The 20491-nt window shown below is 63.5% G+C and carries 20 protein-coding genes; 12 read left to right on the top strand and 8 right to left on the bottom strand.

Going from position 1 to position 20491, the window contains the following annotated elements; translation table 11 throughout:
* Nucleotides 1–179: 179 nt before the first annotated feature.
* The 5 genes from tyrS to AC3WLM_RS01620 all read left to right on the top strand — a co-directional run bounded on the left by tyrS (nt 180) and on the right by AC3WLM_RS01620 (nt 4967).
* A complete protein-coding gene (gene tyrS / locus AC3WLM_RS01600; protein ID WP_492476403.1) occupies nt 180–1409 on the top strand; it encodes a tyrosine--tRNA ligase in 1230 nt (409 codons plus the stop codon).
* A 142-nt stretch (nt 1410–1551) separates the two neighbouring features.
* On the top strand, nt 1552–1890 hold the full coding sequence (locus tag AC3WLM_RS01605; RefSeq protein WP_492476404.1) for a PilZ domain-containing protein: 339 nt from the start codon (nt 1552–1554) through the stop codon (nt 1888–1890).
* Between the two features lie 96 nt (nt 1891–1986).
* On the top strand, nt 1987–3282 hold the full coding sequence (locus AC3WLM_RS01610; RefSeq protein ID WP_370584354.1) for an MFS transporter: 1296 nt from the start codon (nt 1987–1989) through the stop codon (nt 3280–3282).
* Nucleotides 3283–3339: 57 nt separating this feature from the next.
* A complete protein-coding gene (gene cysK / locus AC3WLM_RS01615; RefSeq protein ID WP_492476405.1) occupies nt 3340–4257 on the top strand; it encodes a cysteine synthase A in 918 nt (305 codons plus the stop codon).
* Nucleotides 4258–4262: 5 nt separating this feature from the next.
* Entirely contained in the window at nt 4263–4967 is a 705-nt protein-coding gene (locus tag AC3WLM_RS01620; protein WP_492476406.1) for a dienelactone hydrolase family protein, read from the top strand.
* On the opposite strand, the gene AC3WLM_RS01625 is transcribed toward AC3WLM_RS01620, so the two are convergent.
* The 5 genes from AC3WLM_RS01625 to AC3WLM_RS01645 form a co-directional block, all read right to left on the bottom strand.
* Nucleotides 4964–6421, bottom strand: a complete 1458-nt coding sequence (locus AC3WLM_RS01625) for a phosphotransferase (protein WP_492476407.1) — start codon at nt 6419–6421, stop codon at nt 4964–4966. The two genes, AC3WLM_RS01620 and AC3WLM_RS01625, sit on opposite strands and share 4 nt — an antisense overlap.
* A 79-nt stretch (nt 6422–6500) precedes the next feature.
* Nucleotides 6501–8303, bottom strand: a complete 1803-nt coding sequence (locus AC3WLM_RS01630; RefSeq protein WP_062347884.1) for an acyl-CoA dehydrogenase C-terminal domain-containing protein — start codon at nt 8301–8303, stop codon at nt 6501–6503.
* A 29-nt stretch (nt 8304–8332) separates the two neighbouring features.
* On the bottom strand, nt 8333–8809 hold the full coding sequence (locus AC3WLM_RS01635; RefSeq protein WP_039331172.1) for a MerR family transcriptional regulator: 477 nt from the start codon (nt 8807–8809) through the stop codon (nt 8333–8335).
* A gap of 31 nt (nt 8810–8840) precedes the next feature.
* Nucleotides 8841–9176, bottom strand: coding sequence for a phosphoribosyl-AMP cyclohydrolase (gene hisI / locus AC3WLM_RS01640; protein WP_039331484.1), 336 nt, complete (start codon nt 9174–9176; stop codon nt 8841–8843).
* Nucleotides 9177–9622: 446 nt separating this feature from the next.
* On the bottom strand, nt 9623–10414 hold the full coding sequence (locus AC3WLM_RS01645) for a double zinc ribbon domain-containing protein (RefSeq protein ID WP_492476408.1): 792 nt from the start codon (nt 10412–10414) through the stop codon (nt 9623–9625).
* Nucleotides 10415–10536: 122 nt separating this feature from the next.
* Here AC3WLM_RS01645 and AC3WLM_RS01650 point away from each other — a divergent pair, with 122 nt between their 5' ends.
* Nucleotides 10537–11268, top strand: a complete 732-nt coding sequence (locus AC3WLM_RS01650) for a class I SAM-dependent methyltransferase (RefSeq protein WP_492476409.1) — start codon at nt 10537–10539, stop codon at nt 11266–11268.
* A gap of 69 nt (nt 11269–11337) precedes the next feature.
* Here AC3WLM_RS01650 and ppdK read toward each other — a convergent pair whose 3' ends face one another.
* The 3 genes from ppdK to AC3WLM_RS01665 all read right to left on the bottom strand — a co-directional run bounded on the left by ppdK (nt 11338) and on the right by AC3WLM_RS01665 (nt 17187).
* Nucleotides 11338–14001: a pyruvate, phosphate dikinase gene (gene ppdK, locus AC3WLM_RS01655; protein ID WP_492476410.1), complete on the bottom strand. Its 2664-nt coding sequence runs from the start codon at nt 13999–14001 to the stop codon at nt 11338–11340.
* 64 nt (nt 14002–14065) lie between these two features.
* On the bottom strand, nt 14066–16285 hold the full coding sequence (gene glyS, locus AC3WLM_RS01660) for a glycine--tRNA ligase subunit beta (protein WP_492476411.1): 2220 nt from the start codon (nt 16283–16285) through the stop codon (nt 14066–14068).
* Complete coding sequence (locus tag AC3WLM_RS01665) at nt 16282–17187, bottom strand: glycine--tRNA ligase subunit alpha (protein ID WP_062347963.1); 906 nt, start codon at nt 17185–17187, stop codon at nt 16282–16284. Before AC3WLM_RS01665 ends, glyS begins: the two co-directional genes overlap by 4 nt.
* Nucleotides 17188–17328: 141 nt before the next feature.
* Between AC3WLM_RS01665 and AC3WLM_RS01670 the strand changes: the two genes are divergently transcribed.
* The 6 genes from AC3WLM_RS01670 (at nt 17329) to AC3WLM_RS01695 (ending at nt 20419) form a co-directional block, all read left to right on the top strand.
* Nucleotides 17329–17532, top strand: a complete 204-nt coding sequence (locus tag AC3WLM_RS01670) for a helix-turn-helix transcriptional regulator (protein ID WP_039331181.1) — start codon at nt 17329–17331, stop codon at nt 17530–17532.
* A complete protein-coding gene (locus AC3WLM_RS01675) occupies nt 17510–17734 on the top strand; it encodes a hypothetical protein (RefSeq protein ID WP_492476412.1) in 225 nt (74 codons plus the stop codon). The genes AC3WLM_RS01670 and AC3WLM_RS01675 overlap by 23 nt, the downstream gene beginning before the upstream one ends.
* Before the next feature lie 72 nt (nt 17735–17806).
* Entirely contained in the window at nt 17807–18169 is a 363-nt protein-coding gene (locus tag AC3WLM_RS01680; RefSeq protein WP_492476413.1) for a hypothetical protein, read from the top strand.
* A 60-nt stretch (nt 18170–18229) separates the two neighbouring features.
* Nucleotides 18230–19147, top strand: coding sequence for a TraB/GumN family protein (locus AC3WLM_RS01685; protein WP_492476414.1), 918 nt, complete (start codon nt 18230–18232; stop codon nt 19145–19147).
* A complete protein-coding gene (locus AC3WLM_RS01690) occupies nt 19144–20061 on the top strand; it encodes a TraB/GumN family protein (RefSeq protein WP_492476415.1) in 918 nt (305 codons plus the stop codon). Before AC3WLM_RS01685 ends, AC3WLM_RS01690 begins: the two co-directional genes overlap by 4 nt.
* Nucleotides 20062–20092: 31 nt before the next feature.
* The gene (locus AC3WLM_RS01695) at nt 20093–20419 is read left to right on the top strand and encodes a hypothetical protein (protein WP_492476416.1); all 327 of its coding nucleotides are present in this window, start codon (nt 20093–20095) and stop codon (nt 20417–20419) included.
* Nucleotides 20420–20491 lie beyond the last annotated feature (72 nt).

Below are 20491 nucleotides of genomic sequence, written 5' to 3' on the forward strand. Positions count from 1 at the left end.
GATGCGCCCTGCGCCCTCCACCCGCCAGCGCAAGGTCAACCATCGCGGCTCGAACGCAAGTATCCGCGCACAAAGTCCGGTAACGCCAAGCGGCGGCGTCGTGGGGTGATGCACAAGCTCGAACGTTTCCAAGCGCTGTTCTCCGTGCTAGGCGCGCCGCCACAGGAAAGAAGGCTCCGATGACCCAGTACCAATCCACCCTCCTCCGCCTGCTTGACGAGCGCGGCTACATTCATCAGCTGACCGATGCCGAAGGGCTCGACAAGCTGGCCAGCGAGGGCGTGGTGCCGGGCTATATCGGCTTTGACGCCACTGCGCCATCGCTCCACGTCGGCAGCCTCGTGCAGATCATGATGCTGCGCCGCCTCCAGCAGGCCGGGCACAAGCCGGTGGTGCTGATGGGCGGCGGCACGACCCGTATCGGCGACCCGACGGGACGGGACGAGAGCCGCAAGATGCTGTCGGACCAGACGATCGAGGACAACATCGCCTCGATCTTCACGGTGTTCTCGAAGCTGCTCACGTTCGGCGATGGACCTACCGACGCCGTGATGGTCAACAATCACGATTGGCTGGGAAAACTGGGCTACATTGAGTTGCTCCAGGAAGTCGGCACGCACTTCACGGTCAATCGCATGCTCACGTTCGATTCGGTAAAGCTGCGGCTCGAGCGCGAGCAGCCGATGACCTTCCTCGAATTCAACTACATGATCCTGCAGGGCTACGATTTCCGCCATCTCAACAAGGCGATGGGCGTGCGCCTGCAGATGGGCGGCTCGGACCAGTGGGGCAATATCGTCAACGGCATCGAACTCACCCGCCGCAAGGATGGCAAGGAAGTCTTCGGTCTGACGACGCCGCTGCTCACCACCGCCGATGGCAAGAAGATGGGCAAGACTGCGGCCGGCGCGGTGTGGCTCAACGAGGACGCGCTGCCCGCGTGGGATTTCTGGCAGTTCTGGCGCAACACGGATGACCGCGATGTCGGCAAGTTCCTGCGCCTGTTCACAGATCTCCCTCTCGACGAGATCAAGCGGCTCGAGGCCCTGGAAGGTAGCGAGATCAATGCCGCGAAAGTCGTTCTGGCCAACGAGGTAACCCGGCTTGTGCGTGGCGAAGAAGCCGCCAAGGCGGCCGAAGCCACCGCCTCGGCGACCTTCGCTGGCGGCGGGCTCGGTCAGGACCTGCCCGTTTTCGAATCAGCCGAAGACAGCATCGGAATCATCGACGCGCTTGTCGGGCTTGGCTTTGCAGCCAGTAGAGGGGAAGCGAAGCGCCTTGTCGCCGGCGGCGGAGCAAAAGTTGCGGGCGAACCGGTCACCGACGAAAGCTTTCGCATTGCCCTGTCCTCCGAAGAGATCCGCATCTCTTCGGGCAAGAAGAAGCACGGCATCCTTCGGCGCGCCTGACATGCGTGCTCTCGTCAATCTTACGTGATCCATAACGGCAGAGGCCTGCCGGTTCCGGCAAGCCTCTGCCGCAGCTTTACGAATTGTTCGCCATTTCGGTCCTATATCCTTCGGCATAGTCACTCATGCGCCAGGAGGAACGATGCGCGGCGGAGCCCAGCTTTCAGTCACCGATCTGCGTCGTTCCACCCGGCACCCGGTCAATTTGCCCGTGATCGGGCAACATCGCGCACGGGGCGACATCATGCTGCAGTTCGCCAATATCTCGACAACCGGGTTCATGGCCAATGGCTGCGGCGATCTTGGCCGAGGAGAACGCGTTACAGTGCGGCTGCCGGTCATCGGACGCATTGAGGCCTTTCTCGTGTGGACCGACGGCGATCGTGCCGGTTTCCAGTTCGAGCGAATCATCCGCCTTGATGATTTCAACAAGCTGATCCGCGCCATCCAGCCCGGACCCCGGTCGCGCAGTCAGGGCTGACGCTCCGCGCATGGTCCTTGCCGCAGCCCAGTTGCTGCGCCAGCCCCAAATTTTGCTTTCTTGGCATCGTCCCGGTCGGCTGGCATTGCACCGGCCGTGACCACAGCTCCTCCTGATTCCCCGACTTCGGCTTCGCCCTCCTCGCCGCTTGCCATTCCCGATTACCGGCGATTCTGGATCGCCCGCTTTTTTTCGGTGCTTGCGACATCGGGAATGGTAGTGATCCTCGGGTACCAGCTTTATGACGTTGCCCGCGGACAATACGGGATGTCGATCGCCCAGGCCGCATTCCAGCTTGGCTTGCTCGGCCTTGCGCAGTTTCTGCCGCTGTTTCTGCTTACTCCCGTAGCCGGAGTGGTCGCCGACCGGTTCGATCGGCGCAACGTTGCGGGGCTTGCGATGTGCATCGACCTGGTTGTCGCCCTGTCACTCGCGATCTGCACTTATGCCGAGGCCCTGTCGTTACCTTTGCTGTTCGGGCTTGGCGCTCTCCACGGAACCGCGCGCGTCTTTATCGGCCCTGCGCTATCCTCCATTGCACCCAATGTCGTACCTGCAGAACTGATGCCAAAGGCGGTGGCGATCAATTCGATGGCATGGCAGACCGGCTCGGTGGGAGGCCCGGCCATTGCTGGCCTGCTTTTCGCAGGGCACCCGTCCCTGCCCTATTGGTTGTCGACCGGGTTGCTGGCGCTGGGCGCTTTCTGCATCTTTGGCATCCGCAGGATTCCGCCGCCGGAAGGCAACCGCAACGCGCACCCCTTGCGCCAGATTCTCCAAGGCCTCTCGTTCGTGTGGAACGACCGATTTCTGCTCGGTTGCGTCACGCTCGATCTATTTGCAGTGCTCCTCGGCGGAGCCACCGCACTGTTGCCGGTTTTCGCCCGCGACATTCTCTTCATCGACGGACGACCGGTCGGCGCCGATGGCCTCGGCTTGATGCGGGCAATGCCAGGCCTCGGTGCTGCGCTTGTCGCGTTCGTCCTGGCCCGCAAGCCAATCACGCAGAATGTCGGTAACAAGATGCTATTGGGCGTGGTGATCTTCGGCCTCTTCACCATCGGCTTCGGACTATCGACGAACTATTACCTGTCGCTGCTGATGCTGGTCGGCATCGGCGCGGGGGATATGGTTTCGGTATTCATCCGTAGCACGCTCGTGCAGTTGCACACCCCGGATGACGTTCGCGGACGTGTCTCCTCCATCTCCGGCCTGGCCATTTCGGCATCCAACGAACTGGGCGAAATGCAATCGGGCGTGGCCGCGGCCCTGATCGGTGCTGTCGGCGCCGTGATCTTCGGCGGCATCAGCGCCATTGCCGTGACGGCGGCGTGGTTTTTCCTTTTCCCGGAACTGAAGAACGCGCGAACCTTTGCAGCGCGGTACAGATAGTCCTAGGCTGTCCCCCAAGACTCCATCCAATCCCTTCACCAAGAGGAGCCAAGCGACATGAGAGCGGATTCCATCCTCGCCACTATCGGCAACACACCGCACGTTCGCCTGTCCCGCCTGTTTCCCGACCACGAGGTATGGGTGAAGAACGAGCGCGCCAATCCCGGCGGCTCGATCAAGGACAGGATCGGCCTCGCCATGATCGAGGCAGCAGAGGCTGATGGCAGCCTCAAGCCCGGCGGCACGATCATCGAGCCGACCTCGGGCAACACTGGTATCGGTCTTGCCATGGCCGCAGCGGTCAAGGGCTACAAGCTGGTCCTCGTCATGCCCGAATCAATGTCGCTCGAACGCCGCAGGCTGATGCTCGCCTATGGCGCCACCTTCGACCTCACCCCGCGTGAAAAGGGCATGAAGGGCGCCATCGAGCGCGCCCGCGAACTCGTCGAATCGACCGAGGGTGCATGGATGCCCCAGCAGTTCGACAATCCTGCCAACGTCGCCGTCCACGTACGGACGACGGCCCAGGAAATCCTCAAGGATTTCGCCAGCGAACCGATCGACGTGCTGATTACCGGAGTCGGCACCGGCGGCCACCTCACCGGCTGCGCCGAGGAGTTGAAGAAGCACTGGCCCTCGATCAAAGCCTACGCGGTCGAGCCGACGCTTTCGCCGGTCATCTCGGGCGGACAGCCGGCCCCTCACCCGATCCAAGGCATCGGCGCCGGTTTCATTCCCGGCAACCTTCACACCAAGTCTATCGACGGAGCCATTACCGTCGATCCGGCCGATGCCAAGGAAATGGCGCGGCAGTGCGCGGCCAAGGAAGGCATCCTCGTCGGCATTTCCTCAGGCGCGACCTTGGCGGCGATTGCCCAGAAGCTTGAAACCCTGCCCGCCGGCAGCCGCGTGCTCGGCTTCAACTATGATACCGGCGAGCGCTATCTTTCGGTTCCGGACTTCCTGCCGGAGTAAGCGCGATGGCGGTCGAACAGGTCGATTACGCCGACGGTGACTTGGCCCTCACCGGCTTTCTGGTGAAGCCTGACGGGCCGCCCCGCGCCGCCGTGCTGGTCCTGCCGACGATCGCCAACTGCAATGCCCCGATGATCCGCCGCGCCCACATGCTGGCGCAGGCGGGTTGTCTGGCGATGGTCGCCGATTTCTACGGCGTACAGGTCCGCGATTTCGACCACGCGCGTGAACTGGCGGGGCCATTGCGCGCAAGCGCGGAAAGCTACCGCCAGCGCCTGCACGCCGCCCTTGCTGCTCTGACCGGGCGAGCGGAAGCGCAAGGTCTGGCCGTTGCCGCGATCGGCTACTGCATGGGCGGACAGGCCGCACTCGAGTTGGCGCGCGACGGGGCGGAACTCGTCCTGGCCGCCAGCTTCCACGGCCTGCTCGACACGCAGACCCCCGCTTCACCCGGTGCCGTGAAAGCCCGGATCCTGGTCTGCCATGGCGACGCCGACCCAATGGTTCCGCGCGCGCAAGTCATGGCATTCTGGGAAGAAATGGACGCTGCCGGAGCCAACTGGCACTTCCACAGCTACAGCGGCGTCCGCCACGGCTTCACCGATCCGGGCAGCGACGAGCGGGGCATGGCCGCCATCGGCTATGACGCCAGCGCCGACCGCCAGAGCTGGGCTGCGTTGATGGAACTGCTTGACGAAGTCCTCGGCTAGGCCAGACCCCAGTCCCGCAGCGCTGCAACATTGCGCTCGGCAAGGGTCAGCAGCAACCGATCGCCGTGATCGCTCTCCGGCATGGCGAGGATCGCCCCTACCGTGAACTGCAAGGGGACCGGCAAGGCCATCGCATATTCGGCCCGCGCCTGTTCGAGTCCCCACTCGGGTGCAACCTCCGCCATCGCTGCAACATGGCGTTCAATCAGCGCGGCCTCGCAAGCCCGGCGATCCTCAGGCGAAAGTGAACCCGACAAGAAATAGGCAAGGTCGAACATCGGACTGCCGCGCGCGGCAAATTGCCAATCGATCAGCCAGGCGCGTGGGCCCTCTGGCGTATCCTCGAACAGGACGTTGTCGACGCGGGGCTCGCCATGCACCAGCGCATGCCCCTCCGCCGCAGCTTCGATATGCCCGCGAATGCGCGGCACGAAACTCTCTATTGCGTCGATCAGCGCGGGCTCTGCCCTTCCGGCAAAGCGCCGCTTCCACTCCGTCACAGCGAGCGCGAACCCCTCGGCAGACCGCCCTGCAAGCGCCGCTCGATCAAACAGCCAATCGGCTGCATCCAAGCGAGGATCACCCCAGGTTGCCGCATGCAGCGCTGCGAGTTCGCGTGCCACCGCCTCGGCTTCGGCCACGCTGCAGCCGGCGATCTGGTCTCCCGGACGGGCGCGCTCTGAAAGGTCCTCGAGCACGAGATTGATCGTGCGACCGTCTGCGCCGGTCCTGGCCCAATAGGCGCGTGGCGTAGCGAGCGGCGGCACAGGCCCAAGGAACCGGTAGACCTCGCACTCCCGGTGATAGACGCCATAATCGCCCGCCACGGACACGGCCTGCGGAATGCCCGATGTGATCTTGCAGATGACGGACCCAACCGCATCCGCCGCGTTCGCATTGTAGGTTACCGCCGCCCGGATCGTCTGCGACAGATTGCCGTGTCCGATGGGTTTTGTGGCAACGAGGCTCACCCTCGGCGCAGGCACATCTCCATGCTGGAACACCGCCTGCAGCCATGTGGGCGTGATCCCGTCCATCGTGGCAACAAGCGCAGGTTCGGGCAGGTCCTGCGGCACCGAGGCGTCGCCTTCACGCCCCCAGCGACCGGCAACGTAGCTCGAATTCCAGCAGTCGGTGAACTTGCCGTCGATCGCCTTGAACACTTCGATTCCGCAGAGTTCGATCCGCTCACCCTTGCGGGTGTGCATGTTCCACACCGAGGTCACATAGGTATCGTCGGCATGCAGCACTTCGTGCTCGAAGTACGGCTCAGCCTTTTCGCTCTGCTGACGCACCCGCGCAATCTGGTCCTCGAGCGACAGCGCCGACACACCGCCGGGATCGTGACGAACAATCGGATCGGCACAGAGCTCTCGAATGAGTTCGGCGTTGCGGTTGTTCCAGACTTCCGTCCAGTAGAGCTCGATAAGCTCCTTGGGGCTGCGCCTGATCATGCCTGTCTCCCATTATCGGCAGAACTAGGCCTCAGCGAGGCGCAGCCCGTCAAGCGAGCCGACTTGTCAGATCACCGCATCAGGCGATGGCGAGCTGCTCCGGCGTCAGCGCCATGATCGTATCGCCACCGGCCTCCACCTGGCGGCGCAGCGCCCCGGCTTCGGTGGTATAGCGCGTTGCCCAATGGCGGGCGCAGGTCAGCTTGGCCTCGTAGAACGCCTTGTCTTCGGTGCCATCTGCCAGGGCAGCAGCCGCAACCTTTGCCATGCGCAGCCACATCAGGCCGAGGGACACGATGCCCGTCAACGTCATGTAGGCATAGGCGCCGGCGCCAAGGTTGTTCGGGTTGGCCATGGCGTTCTGCATGAACCACATCGTCGCGGCCTTCAGTTCGCCGTTGGCCTTGGCGAGACGTTCGCCGACGAGCTTTACCGTCTCATCCGAGGACTCTTCGGCACACTCGGCATCGATCAGCGCAAAGAACGCCTGGATCGCGCGCCCGCCGTTCAGCGCCAGCTTGCGCCCGACAAGGTCCATCGCCTGAACGCCATTGGTGCCTTCGTAGATCATCGCAATGCGCGCATCGCGGACAAACTGGTCCATGCCATTCTCGGCAATATAGCCGTGACCGCCCCAGACCTGCTGCATGTCGGTGGCCACCTTGTAGCCCATGTCGGTGCCATAGCCCTTGATCACCGGGGTGAGCAGGCTGATCAGGTCGTCAGCCATCTGGCGCTCCTCTGCCGTCGCCGCCTTGTGCGACAGGTCGACCTGCAGCGCGCCCCACAGGCACAGCGCGCGCATGCCCTCGATGAAGGTCTTGGCGTCCATCAGCATGCGGCGCACGTCGGGGTGGACGATGATCGGATCAGCCTTGGCCTGCGGATCGGCCGGCCCCGTCAGAGCGCGGCCCTGGCGGCGGTCAAGCGCATAGGCAAGGCCGTTCTGATAGGCGACTTCGGCCTGCGCCAGCCCTTGCATGCCCACGCCAAGGCGCGCGGCGTTCATCATGATGAACATGGCGGCAAGGCCCTTGTTCTCCTCGCCGACCATCCAGCCTTTCGCCCCGTCATAATTCATGACGCAGGTGGCGTTGCCGTGAATGCCCATCTTTTCCTCGATGGACCCGACCGAGACGCCGTTCTTCTCGCCCAGCGAACCGTCGTCATTGACGATGAACTTTGGGACAATGAACAGTGAAATACCCTTGCTCGATTCCGGGGCACCCGGCGTCTTGGCGAGAACGAGGTGGATGATGTTCTCGGTCAGGTCATGATCGCCCGCCGAGATGAATATCTTGGTGCCGGTGATGGCGTAGGAACCATCGGCCTGCGGTTCGGCGCGGGTGCGGATCATGCCGAGGTCGGTGCCGCAATGCGGCTCGGTCAGGTTCATGGTTCCGAGCCATTCGCCGGTGACCATCTTGGGCAGGTACTTGGCCTGCTGCTCGGGCGAGCCTTTGGCGATGATTGCCGAGATCGCGCCATTGGCAAGGCCGGGGTACATCGCAAATGCCTGGTTGGCCGTGGCAAGGTACTTTTCCATGATGAAGCCCATCACGTGGGGGAGCCCCTGACCGCCGTAGGCTTCGGGCGCGGAGAGCGTCCCCCAACCCCCTTCGACATACTGGCGATAGGCGTCCTTGAAGCCGGTCGGCGTGGTCACGCTGCCGTCGGGATGGCGAGTGCAACCTTCCCGGTCCCCGGAAAGGTTGAGCGGAGCGATGACCTCGGAAACGAAGCGTCCTGCTTCCTCGATGATCGCATCGGTCATATCCGGCGTTGCGCTTTCGAAGCCCGGCAGGTTGCCATAGCTTTCAAGGCGGATCAGTTCGTTGACGACGAAACGGGTGTCGCGGGTCGGCGCGTTGTAGATCGGCATTTGGTCCTGTCCCTTTAAGCGTTCGGCTTTCAGACCGTTGGATCGCGGCCTTCAGACCGCTCCTTGGCGATGACGAGATCGACAAAGCTGGTCAGCTCGTCGATGGTCGCAGCAATGTCCGCCTGTTGGCGACGCAGGTTCTCGATCCGCTCACGACACTTGGCAATCGTGACGCGGCGCTGCTCGGCGCGCCCGTCACCCATGTCGTAAAGATCGATCATGTCGCGAATCTCAGCGAGGCTGAAACCCACGTTCTTGGCGCGCATGATCCAGGCGAGACGCGCGCGGTCCCGCTTGGAATAGATGCGTGACAGCCCGATCCGTTCGGGCGCGATCAGCCCTTCGTCTTCATAGAAGCGCAGTGCACGGGCCGTCACCCCGAACTCGTTGGAAAGATCGGAAATGGTGAACTGGTCACGCTTGAGCGCATCGGGCTGATCGAGATGCCCGGTGTGCTCGTTCTGTGCAGACGGATCGCGAGTCGCTGTGGCGGCATGCTGTGACATGTCGCCAAGCTAACTAACCTTTACGTAAGCGTCAATCGACGATGCGTTGCAACGAGCCTTCCGGAGTAATGCGACGATAGAAGCAGGTCGGCGCCAGCGTGTGACACGCTGGACCCGCCGGTTCGACCCGAAGTTCCAGCGCGTCCTGATCGCAATCCACCCTGATCTCGACGATCTTTAGCACGTGGCCTGAGCTTTCACCCTTCATCCACAGCTTGCCGCGCGAACGTGAGAAGAAGTGCGCAAAGCCGGTCTCGAGCGTCCGCTCCAGCGCCTCGCTATTCATGTGCGCCAGCATCAGTAGAGCCCCGCTCGCATGATCGACGGCGACAGCGGTGAGCAGGCCGTTCGAATCGAATTTCGGCATGAGTTGGTTGCCCTGCTCGCGCAGCCCGGCATCGCATGAAGATGACAAAGTGGGGGTTGCCTTCCTGAAGGTCACTGTGTGTGGCGGTTTTGTTGCACGATAACCACACAATGCTGCAAAAGCCATGGCCGCAGAACAATCTGCTTCCGTCCAAAGCATGAATGGGTGATGAAGACGCAGCGGTTTGAGGGAACCGTCAACTGAACCGCCAGCCCGCAACCGGGCGGCAGTGGACGTAGCGCCAATGTTCAGGGACACTTGATGAGGGGCCGGTTGGCTGCCTCGCAGCAGGCCCAAAGGGGCCGCGCGAAGCGAGACCGGATGGTGAGGGTAAAAGCGGGACGGTCAGGGGGCCGTCGGTATCGCGGTCAACGCGGACGCCGCAAGAATTTCGTCACGAGGGCGCCCGGAACTTCGGTTCCGGGCGTTTCCTTTTGTCGACGGCATCAGCCCTGCACATCCGGCTCCGGGAGAGCGCGCAGATCATCAAGGGCTTCGTCGAGAACCCGCGAAAAGCAGGCAATCTTCACCTCGGCCACCTTGGCCTTGCGCAGTGCCACCATGCAGGCATCCGTCGTCGCGCCGCTGGTCATCACGTCATCGACCAGCAAGACGCGCGCTCCTGACAAGCGCGAAGCGAGGCGCGGATTGGGCTGGATCGCACCGGTAAGCGCGCGAGCTCGAGCCTTGCGGTTCAGACCGCCAAGTGACGGCGTCGCCCGCGGGCGAAGCAGTCCATCAACCATGAGTTGCTGGCCGGTCAATCTCGCAAGTTCCCGCGCCAGAAGAGCCGACTGGTTGAATCCGCGCCGCATCAGCCGCCAGCGGTGGAGCGGCACCGGCACAACAAGCCATTCTCCTTCAAGTCCGGCGAGCCTTGGCAGAATCATCCGGGCCATCATCGGCACAAGCCCGATTCGCCGTCCATGCTTGAGAGCCAGCACCAGCGCGCGGGACGGCTCGTTATAGAGCGTCGCAGCGGAGATACCGGTGTGCCTGGGTGGCTCTGCCATGCACGGCGCGCAGAGCAGGTCGGCCTCTGCCCCGTGCTGTTCCCCCATCGGGCGTTGACAGAGCTTGCAGCAAGTGCCCGACGGGACGACGATCTTGCCCCAGCAGCCCAGGCAAAGCCCACCATGCGCCGCCACGGGACTGCCACACAGCGGGCAGCGGGGCGGGAACACGAAGTCGACGATCGGCGTCAACACGGCGGAGAACTGCGCAGCAGACAAAGGCATTGCCGCATCGTCGCACGAATGCCCCTCTTGGCAAGACCGGCGGACACGGGCACTGCCCGGAAATGGCCAGTACTCCCCCCGTTATTTTTGCTCGAAATCGGCGGAATGCCGTCCGCCGCCGCATGGCGCATCTGCAAACGCCTCCGGACGCGCCGCGCTATATCGTCGATGACATGGTCGAGGACGTGATCGAGCGCCTGTCCTTCCTCCGCCACGAACCACGGCGGGCTCTGGTCATCGGTGACTGGACCGACGCGATTGGTGCGGCTTTGGCGGCCTCGGGCGCCACTGTTGACCGCCGCGATCCTGCATTGGGAGACGTGCTGGTCGACGAAGAGGCGCCCTACCCTGCCCCTGCCGGGTACGACTTCATCGCCAGCCTCGGCACACTCAATACCGCCAATGATCTGCCCGGCGCGCTGGTGCACCTGCGCCGCGCTCTGGCCGATGGTGGGTTGATGATTGCGTGTTTCCTCGGGGCGGGGTCGCTACCGGCGTTGCGCGCGATCATGCTCGAAGCCGATGGTGACCGCCCTTCCCCGCGCATCCATCCTCAAGTCGACGTGCGCGCTGGCGGGCAGCTGTTGCAGCGGGCCGGTTTCGCCGACCCGGTGATCGACAGCCATCACGTCGACGTACGGTTCAGCTCGTTCGCCGGGATGATCGCTGACTTGCGTGGACAAGGTCTTAGCAACTGCCTTGCCCGACCCGGCGCACCCTTGGGGAAAGCCGCGCTGGCCCGCGCACATGCAGCTTTCGACGCTCGCCGGGATTCCGACGGCAAGGTTAACGAAAGGTTCGAGATTCTGACGCTCAGCGGCTGGGCGAAGGCCCTGCGCCCGCCCAAGTTCTGAGCCGCCCACAAGGCAAGTTCGACGCACCAACGTGGAGTGTTTCCCCGGGGAAACACTCCAGATAGGTTATCAGCCCAAAGCCGCCTGGGCCGCCGCGAGCCGTGCAATCGGCACGCGATAGGGGCTTGCCGAGACGTAATCGAGGCCGGTCTTCTCGCAGAACGCGATGGAAGCCGGATCGCCACCATGCTCGCCACAGATACCGAGCTTGATGTCCGGGCGCGTCTTGCGGCCACGTTCTGCTGCCAATTCGACGAGTTGGCCGACGCCTTCAATGTCGAGACTCACGAACGGATCGCGCGGGTAGATGCCCTGGTCGACGTAGGGGTTTAGGAACCGCGCTGCGTCGTCACGGCTGACGCCGAGCGTGGTCTGGGTGAGATCGTTGGTACCGAACGAGAAGAACTTGGCTTCCTCGGCAATCTCGCCTGCCATCAGTGCGGCGCGCGGCAGCTCGATCATGGTGCCGACCATGTATTCCAGCGTCCGCCCCTTCTCGGTGAAAACCGAGAGCGCGACCCGGTCGATCAGCGCACGCAGGATTTCGAGTTCCTTGCGCGTGGCGACCAGGGGGATCATCACTTCGGGAATCGGTGCATCGCCGCTCTTCTCGGCAACGTCGCAGGCCGCCTCGAAGATGGCGCGGGCCTGCATCTCGTAGATCTCCGGGAAGGTAATGCCGAGGCGGCAACCGCGGTGGCCCAGCATCGGGTTGAATTCGTGGAGTTCGCCCGCCCGGCGCTTCAGGTGTTCGACGCCAAGCCCGGTGGCTTCGGCAAGTTCGGCAAACTCGGCATCGGCGTGGGGCAGGAATTCGTGCAGTGGCGGGTCGAGCAGGCGGATCGTGACGGGCAGGCCCGCCATGACCTCGAAGATCGACTGAAAGTCGCTGCGCTGTTCGGGCAGCAGCTTGGCAAGGGCAGCGCGGCGGCCCTTCTCGTCCTCGGCCAGGATCATCTGGCGCACTGCGCTGATGCGGCCTGCTTCGAAGAACATGTGCTCGGTGCGGCACAGACCGATGCCTTCGGCCCCGAACTGGCGCGCGACCTGGCAATCGAGCGGCGTTTCGGCGTTGGTGCGCACCTTCATGCGGCGGTGCTTGTCGGCCCAGGTCATCAAGGTGCCGAAATCGCCAACGAGTTCCGGCTCCACCGTCGGCACGAGACCGGCCATGACATCGCCGTTCGAGCCATCGAGAGTGATGACATCGCCCTCCTTGATCTCGCGGTTGCCGATCTTCGCGGTGCGGCTGGCCATGTCAATCGACACGCCCGACGCGCCCGAGACGCAAGGGCGGCCCATGCCACGCGCGACGACGGCAGCGTGGCTGGTCATGCCTCCGCGAGCCGTGAGGATGCCCTTGGCAGCGTGCATGCCGTGGATGTCTTCGGGCGAAGTTTCGACGCGGACGAGGATCACGGCGTCACCACGCTCGGCGCGGGCTTGCGCGGTATCGGCGTCGAACACGACCGCGCCCGAAGCCGCGCCCGGTGATGCCGGCAGGCCCTTGGTCAGCACGTCGCGCTGCGCCTTGGGATCGAGCGTGGGGTGCAGAAGCTGATCGAGCGCCATCGGATCGATGCGCTTGATGGCGGTGGCTTCATCGATGAGGCCTTCAGCCACCATGTCCACCGCCATCTTGAGGGCGGCCTTGGCGGTGCGCTTGCCCGAGCGGGTCTGCAGCATCCACAGCTTGCCCTGCTCGACGGTGAACTCGATGTCCTGCATGTCACGATAGTGCTTTTCGAGCAGCTCGAACACAGCGGCGAGCTCGGCATAGGCGCCGGGCATCGCCTCTTCCATCGACAGCGGCTTGGCGCCTGCCCGCTCACGTGCGGCGCGCGTCAGGTACTGCGGCGTGCGGATGCCGGCGACGACGTCTTCGCCCTGGGCATTGACCAGCCATTCGCCGTAATAGGCCTTCTCGCCGGTCGCCGGGTCGCGGGTGAAGGCGACGCCAGTGGCCGAAGTATCGCCCATGTTGCCGAAGACCATCGCCTGCACGTTGACGGCGGTGCCCCAGTCATGCGGAATGTCGTTGAGCTTGCGGTAGACCTTGGCGCGGTCGGACTCCCAGCTGTCGAACACGGCGCCGATGGCGCCCCACAGCTGTTCGTGCACGTCCTGCGGAAACGGGCGGCCGAGCTGGTCTTCCACGATAGCCTTGTATTCGCCGACGAGCGCCTGCCAGTGTTCAGCACCAAGCTCAACATCGTTGAAGAAGCCGTTGTCCTCCTTGACGATTTCCAGTGCGTCCTCGAAGCGGTGATGGTCGAGGCCAAGCACCACGTCGGAATACATCTGTATGAAACGGCGGTAGCTGTCCCAAGCGAAACGTGGATCGCCCGAACCGGCGGCGAGACCTTCAACGGTCTGGTCATTGAGGCCGAGGTTGAGGACGGTGTCCATCATGCCCGGCATCGAGACGCGCGCGCCCGAGCGGACCGAAACGAGCAGCGGGTTCGACGCATCGCCGAAGGTGCGGCCGGTGGCCTTCTCTATATGCGCAACGCCGTTGGCGACGCCTGTGCGCAAGGCATCGTCAAAGGCCTTGCCGCTGGCGTTGTAGGCGGTGCAGACTTCGGTGCTGATGGTGAAACCCGGAGGCACCGGCAGGCCGATCCCGGCCATTTCCGCAAGGTTCGCGCCCTTGCCGCCGACGATGGTCTTGTCCTTGGCCCGCGCGTCCGAAGACGATGCGCCGCCGCCGAAGTGGAATACGTATGCGCTCATGCCGCCAACGAGGCTCCCTGCGTAAGTCTGTTCTTGCCGGAACGGGCCCGGAGTCGGCCCGCTCTTAGCCTTCTATGCGTGAAAAGTCCGCAACTTTGTGCACTGCAGCACGGAAGCGGTCAAGCAAGGCCAAGCGACTGGAACGCTTGTTAGCGTCCGCATCATTGACCGTAACCTGATCAAAGAACGCATCGATGGGCGCGCGCAAGGACGCCAATGCCGCCATAGCCGCGGTGAAGTCCTCGGCCGCAATCGCGCCTGCCGCCTGCGGTTCTGCGGAATTGAGCGCATCGACCAGCGCCTGTTCGGCAGGTTCGCGGGTGTAGTTGCATTCGGGGTGCGAGAACTGCGCAGCGACGCCCTTGAGCGCGGGGTCGTCAACCAGCACAAGCGGGTCTTCCTCGCCGGTCGGCGGGACGACGCCCTCGCCTTCGGACCCGGCGTTGGGGTTGGTGGCGAAGCCTTCCTTCTTGAGGATGTTGGCCGCGCGCTTGTAGCCCGCGAGCAGGTTGGTGCCGTCCTCGGTTCCGACGAAGGCCTGCAGCGCGTGGACGCGGGCGAGCAGGCGGACGAGATCGTCCTCTTCAAGTGCAATGACGGCATCGATAAGGTCATGCCGGACACCGGCGTCGCGCTGCTGAACCTTGAGGCGGTCGAGGATAAATAAATGAAGGCCCGCCGAGCCCGATGCGATCTCGTTCAGTAAAAGCCCATTCAAAGCGTCGCGACGAGCCTGATCCTTGTCATCGTCAGGGCGCCTCATCGAAATCACGTCAGTCATGGTTTCCAGAGAGCCATCGACCGAGAATCGGAGCCCATTGTCGAGAACAAGCCTTATGACGGCGAGCGCTGCCCTTCGCAGCGCAAATGGATCCTTCGAGCCCGTCGGTTTTTCATCGATGGCAAAGAAGCACATCAACGTATCCAACTTATCCGCCAGCGCTACGGCCACCGTCACCGGCGCGGTCGGCACGTCATCGCCCTGTCCGACCGGCTTGTAGTGATCGCGGATCGCGTCGGCTACGGCGTCGGGCAGGCCTTCGGCGCGGGCGTAGTAGCCGCCCATAAGGCCCTGGAGTTCGGGGAATTCGCCGACCATCTCGGTGACGAGATCGGCCTTGCACAGTTCAGCAGCCTGCCGCGCCAGCGCGGGATCGCAGTTCGGCACGATACCTTCGCTTGCCAGCCATTCGGCCAGCTTGGCGACGCGTTCGACCTTGTCGGCCACCGTCCCAAGCTTTTCGTGAAAGGTGATGCGCGACAGCTTCTGCGCCTGCTCGGCCAGCGGCTTCTTCTTGTCCTGCTCCCAGAAGAAGCGGGCATCGGAGAGACGCGCTGCCAGCACCTTGCGGTTGCCGTCGACGATGGCGGTGCCGCCGTCCTTGGCCTCGATATTGGCGGTGCAGACGAAGGCGTTAGCGAGCTTGCCAGCAGCGTCGCGGCAGATGAAGTACTTCTGGTTGACGCGCGCGGTGAGCTGGATGACTTCGGGCGGCACGTCGAGGAACGCCTCGTCGAAGCGGCCCAACAGCGGGACCGGCCATTCGGTGAGGCCGGCGTTCTCGATCACCAGACCTTCGTCCTCGACCAACACGAGACCGGCGGCCTCAGCTGCGGCCTTGGCCATTTCGCGCACCATCGCCTCGCGCTCGACATGGTCGACGATGACGTGGCAGGCGCGCAGCTTTTCGGCGTAGTCACTCGCGCCACCAATGGTAATCTCGCCAGCGTGGTGGAAGCGGTGGCCAAGCGTCGCATAGCCCGACTTCACCCCGCCGATCTCGCACTCGACCAGATCCTCACCCAGGATGGCAACGATGCCGGAGAGCGGGCGCACCCAGCGCAAGCTTTCGGTGGAGAGCGAGGCTGCGCCCCAGCGCTGGCTCTTGGGCCAGGGGAAGGCGCGGATGATGGCGGGGATGGCTTCGGCGAGCACGTCCCTGGTGGCGCGGCCGGGCTTTTCGGTGATGGCGAACCAGACGCCATCGCGCTCGGTCAACTGGTCACGGGTGAGGCCGGTCTTGCGCAGGAAGCCTTCGAGGGCCTGTTCGGGGGCGGAAGTCTTGGGGCCCTTGGTTTCCTCGGACACGGCCTCGGTTGCCAGCGGCAGGTCGCGGGCGATTAGGGCGAGACGGCGCGGGGTGGACCAGACGGTGATCTCGCCAGCCTTGAGGCCGGCAGCGTCAAGCTGCTTGCGGAACAGCTTTTCGAGATCGGCGCGGGCGCCTGCCTGCATGCGGGCCGGGATTTCTTCCGAGCGCAGTTCGAGGAGGAAATCGCTCACTTGCTCCACTCCGGATACTTGGCCGCCCACTGATCGGCGTTCTTTTCCATGTAGGCCTCGCAGGAACCACGCGCGAGATCGCGGACGCGGCCCATGTAGCTGGCGCGCTCCTGCACCGAGATCACGCCGCGTGCCTGCAGCAGGTTGAACAGGTGGCTGGCCTCGATCGCCTGCTCGTAGGCGGCGATGGGCACGCCGGCCTCGAGGCTGCGGAGGCATTCGGCCTCGGCACGGCGGAACCCTTCAAACAAGCTGTCGGTATCGGCGACCTCGAAGTTCCACTTCGACATCTGTTTCTCGTTCTCGAGAAACACCTCGCCATAGGTGACGCCGTGGCTGTTGAACTTCAGGTCATAGACGTTGTCGACGCCCTGGATGTACATGGCGAGGCGCTCAAGCCCGTAGGTCAGCTCACCCGCGACGGGCTTGCAATCGAAGCCGCCCATCTGCTGGAAGTAGGTGAACTGGGTGACTTCCATGCCATCACACCAGACTTCCCAGCCGAGGCCCCAAGCGCCCAATGTGGGAGATTCCCAGTCGTCTTCCACGAAGCGGATATCGTGGACCAGCGGGTCGATGCCGATCTCGACGAGGCTCTGCAGGTAGAGTTCCTGCAGGTTTTCGGGGCTCGGCTTCAGGATAACTTGATACTGGTAATAGTGCTGCAGGCGATTGGGGTTCTCGCCATAGCGTCCGTCAGTCGGGCGGCGGCAGGGCTGCACGAAAGCGGCGTTCCACGGTTCCGGCCCGAGCGCGCGCAGTGTGGTGGCGGTGTGGAAGGTCCCTGCCCCCATGCGCATGTCGTAAGGCTGGAGGATCAGGCAGCCCTGCTCGCTCCAGAAAGCATGAAGGCGCAGGATCATGTCCTGCAGGCTGAGGGGCGTTGTAGCAGTATCGGCCATGGTCGCGCGGCTTTGGCCGATGCGCCCGGCAAATTCAACCGGCAAGCGCGGTTTTCGCCACCATGTAAGGTCTTCTTGACATAGTCAGAGAATCGCGACATATTGTCAGCATAACCTGACATATGGACAGGTCAGCATGACATGAACAACCGATTGAGAGTTTTGCGCGCCGAGCGACAGTGGAGCCAGGCCGATCTTGCCCTGAAACTCGACGTGTCACGCCAGGCGGTGAACGCGATCGAGACGGGCAAGCACGATCCTTCGCTCCCCCTTGCCTTCCGCATCGCACGCCTGTTCCAACTTCGTATCGAGGAGATCTTCGATGATGGTTTCCAACATGACTGACGACCGGATCGACCAGCCCGCCATGAGCCTCGGCAAGCTTGCCATGCGCATGTTTGGCGCGACGGTGGCGGCGGTGTTCTTCTCAGGCGCTGCTGCGGGCCTTATCGGTGCGCTTGGCAAGGAAGAACAGGTCAAGCCGATCGGATGGGTCATCATGGGCGTGTTTGCCTCCCTGACGCTCGCCGCATTATGGTTCGCATGAGTCAGCGCGCGCCGTTACTATCGCGAGAACGGTCCGCTTTCGCCCCGTGCCCGCCGCGCCACGATCAGCGCTGTGGTCGCAGGCGGACTCGGCCTCGTCATGGGGGCGTGGATGAGTATTGCCGGCGACGCGCCGGGACAGCCGTTCGACGTGGCCAATGGCCCCCTTCCCGCAGGCGTTGCCGCCGCACTTATCGCCGTCATCGTGCTCGTCCTCGCACCGGTCACGTGGTTCTGGCATCGCAATATCGACGAGCACGAAGAGCAATCCTACCGTACCGGGGCCTTGGTCGGGCTCTACTTCTATAGCGCAGTGGCACCGATCTGGTGGCTGGGCCATCGCGGCGGGTTTCTGCCGGCGGTTGACGGCATGACGATCTACCTTGCCACGATGGCCGTGTGGGGCGTGATCTGGTTCCGCCAGCGCCACCTCTGACGCCACACTCACAAACCTTCATTTCCCTGCAACCTGTTTACGGGCACAAGGAGCCTGATGATGAAACGCGCCTATCGTACATTCGCCGCCACGGTTGCCCTGGCCGCCTTCGCCTTTGCCGGAGCGGTCCACGCCGAGGCGCCTGCTGCCAAGCCTGCTGCGGAGGCACCAGCGCCGAGGCAGTTGAAGCCTGCGCTGTGGAAGGTGGCGGACGCCGACACAACGATCTACCTGTTCGGCACGATCCATGCGTTGCCAAAGGGTCTTGTCTGGCTTGACGGGCCAGTGGGACAGGCGCTCGACGGGTCAGCCGAACTCATTACCGAGATTCCGGAAGTGCCGGCGGCAGAGCAGCAGAAAACGGTGATGGCTGTCGGCCTGCTCAAGGGCGAGACGCTGCGTTCGCTGATGCCTGATGCAGATCGCGTAGCTTATGAGGCGCTGCTGGCGAAGCTCAAGATTCCGGCGGAGGCGTTCGATCCGCTCGAACCTTGGCTGGCCGGAATCACCTTGGGCGTCATGCCCTATGCCATGGCCGGATATGGGGCCGACAGCGGCGTGGAAGCAGTCCTGCGCAAGGCCGCTTTGGCCAAGGGCAAGAAGCTCGGCGCACTGGAGACGGTCGAATACCAGCTGGGCCTGTTCGACCAGTTGCCGCGCGAGGCGCAGCTCAAGTTCCTTGGTGAAGCGGTGCGGGATTTCGACAAGAGCTTTGCCATCATCGGCACGATGACTGATGAATGGGGTTCGGGCGATCCGGAAGGGCTCGGCAAGCTGATCAACGAGAACATGGACGATCCTGAACTGGCTGAGACGCTGCTTTACCAGCGCAACCGTAACTGGGCTTCGTGGATTGCCAGGCGGCTCGACCAGCCGGGTACGGTGTTCATCGCAGTGGGCGCAGGGCATCTGGCCGGCGTGCAGAGCGTGCAGGATATGCTCAAGGCCCAGGGTCTGACGGCGACGCGGGTGCAATGAAGCAGCTGACTCGCTTCCTGCCGCGCCTGTTGTGGGCCGTGGTCCCGGCATTGCTGCTGGGCATGGCCATGGCTTGGCTGGAGCGCGGGAAACCTGCGCCGCTGCCGGATACGCGCGTGGCGCTATGGCAGATCGAGGACAGGACCGGGGCGGTGCGCGGCTACATGTTCGGCACCGTCCATGCACTGCCGCCTGATACGCAGTGGTTGCGGCCCGCCATTGGTGAGGCTTTGGCGCAGGCAGACCGCCTGGTGCTGGAGATCGCCGAGCCGCTGAACCAGAAGGTGGCGGGGGAGGCCCTGGCGGAACTGGCCGGGACCGAGGGCCTGCCGCCGCCCTCGCAGCGGCTTGCGCCTGCCTATCGAGCCAAGCTGGCCGAGGTCTATCGCAAGCTCGGTCTTTCCGATGCGGACTTTGCCGATACCGAAAGCTGGGCGGTGGCGCTGCAGCTTGCGGCGATTGCCGGGCAGAAGGCGGGTGCCGATCCGGATAGCGGCGCGGAGCCTGCCTTGCGCAAGCTGGCTGGCAACAAGCCCGTCGCCGGGTTCGAGACAATCCACAGCCAGTTCGGCGTCTTCGACGCCCTCCCCGCGCGCCAGCAACAGGTGCTGCTGCAGGAAGTGACGGTCGAGGCGGCGAGCGACAAGGACGAGGAGGCCGACATGGTCTCGCTATGGCTGCGCGGCGATGACCTTGGCATAGCGCGCGAGGCGAATGAGGGGTTTCTGGCCGACGCGGGGCTGCATCAGGCTCTGTTGACGGACCGCAATCGGGCTTGGGCGGATCAGCTGGATGCGATGCTGAAGACGGGCGCCAAACCGTTCGTGGCAGTTGGCGCGGCACATCTGGCGGGCTCTGACAGCCTGCAACGCCTGATGATGGCGCGTGGGTGGACGATCAGGCGGGTGCCTTGAGAGAAACCGAACTCAGTGAGAGAAGCCTTGGATGACACATATTCTTTTTGATGACGAGATGTCTGGCCATGACTCCCGGTTCGATAAGTTAGACATTGATCCCGTAAGCCAAACCGTGACGGTGCTTTTTCATAGCTACCCTACATTCCAGTCGCGCGATCGGATCCCCGTAAAAGTGGTTTTTTCAGAGGTAACTTCCGTCAATACGATTCTCGACTTCAAAGAAATTGCCAGCCACCGCGCGCCCGGGAATGTCAATCATTGGCACATCTCCGAAGGACCGGGAATGTCGTATATCTACTTGTGTGGCGGATGTATCGCCATCACGGCTTCGGCATCTCCCCTGTTGGTTGAGTGAAGAAGTCAGAAAGCCCTCAAAACCCCACAACCCTTGCATTTCCCGGCAAACCCGCTAAGGGCCGCCGCTTCC

The sequence above is a fragment of the Novosphingobium sp. FW305-C-30-35 genome (genome assembly GCF_058783135.1).

Excerpts from the sequence above, each read along its gene's own strand:
- AC3WLM_RS01675 (WP_492476412.1), top strand. The coding sequence starts at position 17,510 with ATGATGGTTTCCAACATGACTGACGACCGGATCGACCAGCCCGCCATG.
- AC3WLM_RS01625 (WP_492476407.1), bottom strand. The coding sequence starts at position 6,421 with ATGATCAGGCGCAGCCCCAAGGAGCTTATCGAGCTCTACTGGACGGAA.
- hisI (WP_039331484.1), bottom strand. The coding sequence starts at position 9,176 with ATGCCGAAATTCGATTCGAACGGCCTGCTCACCGCTGTCGCCGTCGAT.
- AC3WLM_RS01620 (WP_492476406.1), top strand. The coding sequence starts at position 4,263 with ATGGCGGTCGAACAGGTCGATTACGCCGACGGTGACTTGGCCCTCACC.
- AC3WLM_RS01670 (WP_039331181.1), top strand. The coding sequence starts at position 17,329 with ATGAACAACCGATTGAGAGTTTTGCGCGCCGAGCGACAGTGGAGCCAG.
- cysK (WP_492476405.1), top strand. The coding sequence starts at position 3,340 with ATGAGAGCGGATTCCATCCTCGCCACTATCGGCAACACACCGCACGTT.
- AC3WLM_RS01695 (WP_492476416.1), top strand. The coding sequence starts at position 20,093 with ATGACACATATTCTTTTTGATGACGAGATGTCTGGCCATGACTCCCGG.
- AC3WLM_RS01665 (WP_062347963.1), bottom strand. The coding sequence starts at position 17,187 with ATGGCCGATACTGCTACAACGCCCCTCAGCCTGCAGGACATGATCCTG.
- AC3WLM_RS01690 (WP_492476415.1), top strand. The coding sequence starts at position 19,144 with ATGAAGCAGCTGACTCGCTTCCTGCCGCGCCTGTTGTGGGCCGTGGTC.
- ppdK (WP_492476410.1), bottom strand. The coding sequence starts at position 14,001 with ATGAGCGCATACGTATTCCACTTCGGCGGCGGCGCATCGTCTTCGGAC.
- AC3WLM_RS01605 (WP_492476404.1), top strand. The coding sequence starts at position 1,552 with ATGCGCGGCGGAGCCCAGCTTTCAGTCACCGATCTGCGTCGTTCCACC.
- AC3WLM_RS01630 (WP_062347884.1), bottom strand. The coding sequence starts at position 8,303 with ATGCCGATCTACAACGCGCCGACCCGCGACACCCGTTTCGTCGTCAAC.
- AC3WLM_RS01685 (WP_492476414.1), top strand. The coding sequence starts at position 18,230 with ATGAAACGCGCCTATCGTACATTCGCCGCCACGGTTGCCCTGGCCGCC.
- tyrS (WP_492476403.1), top strand. The coding sequence starts at position 180 with ATGACCCAGTACCAATCCACCCTCCTCCGCCTGCTTGACGAGCGCGGC.
- AC3WLM_RS01650 (WP_492476409.1), top strand. The coding sequence starts at position 10,537 with ATGGCGCATCTGCAAACGCCTCCGGACGCGCCGCGCTATATCGTCGAT.
- AC3WLM_RS01645 (WP_492476408.1), bottom strand. The coding sequence starts at position 10,414 with ATGCCTTTGTCTGCTGCGCAGTTCTCCGCCGTGTTGACGCCGATCGTC.
- AC3WLM_RS01635 (WP_039331172.1), bottom strand. The coding sequence starts at position 8,809 with ATGTCACAGCATGCCGCCACAGCGACTCGCGATCCGTCTGCACAGAAC.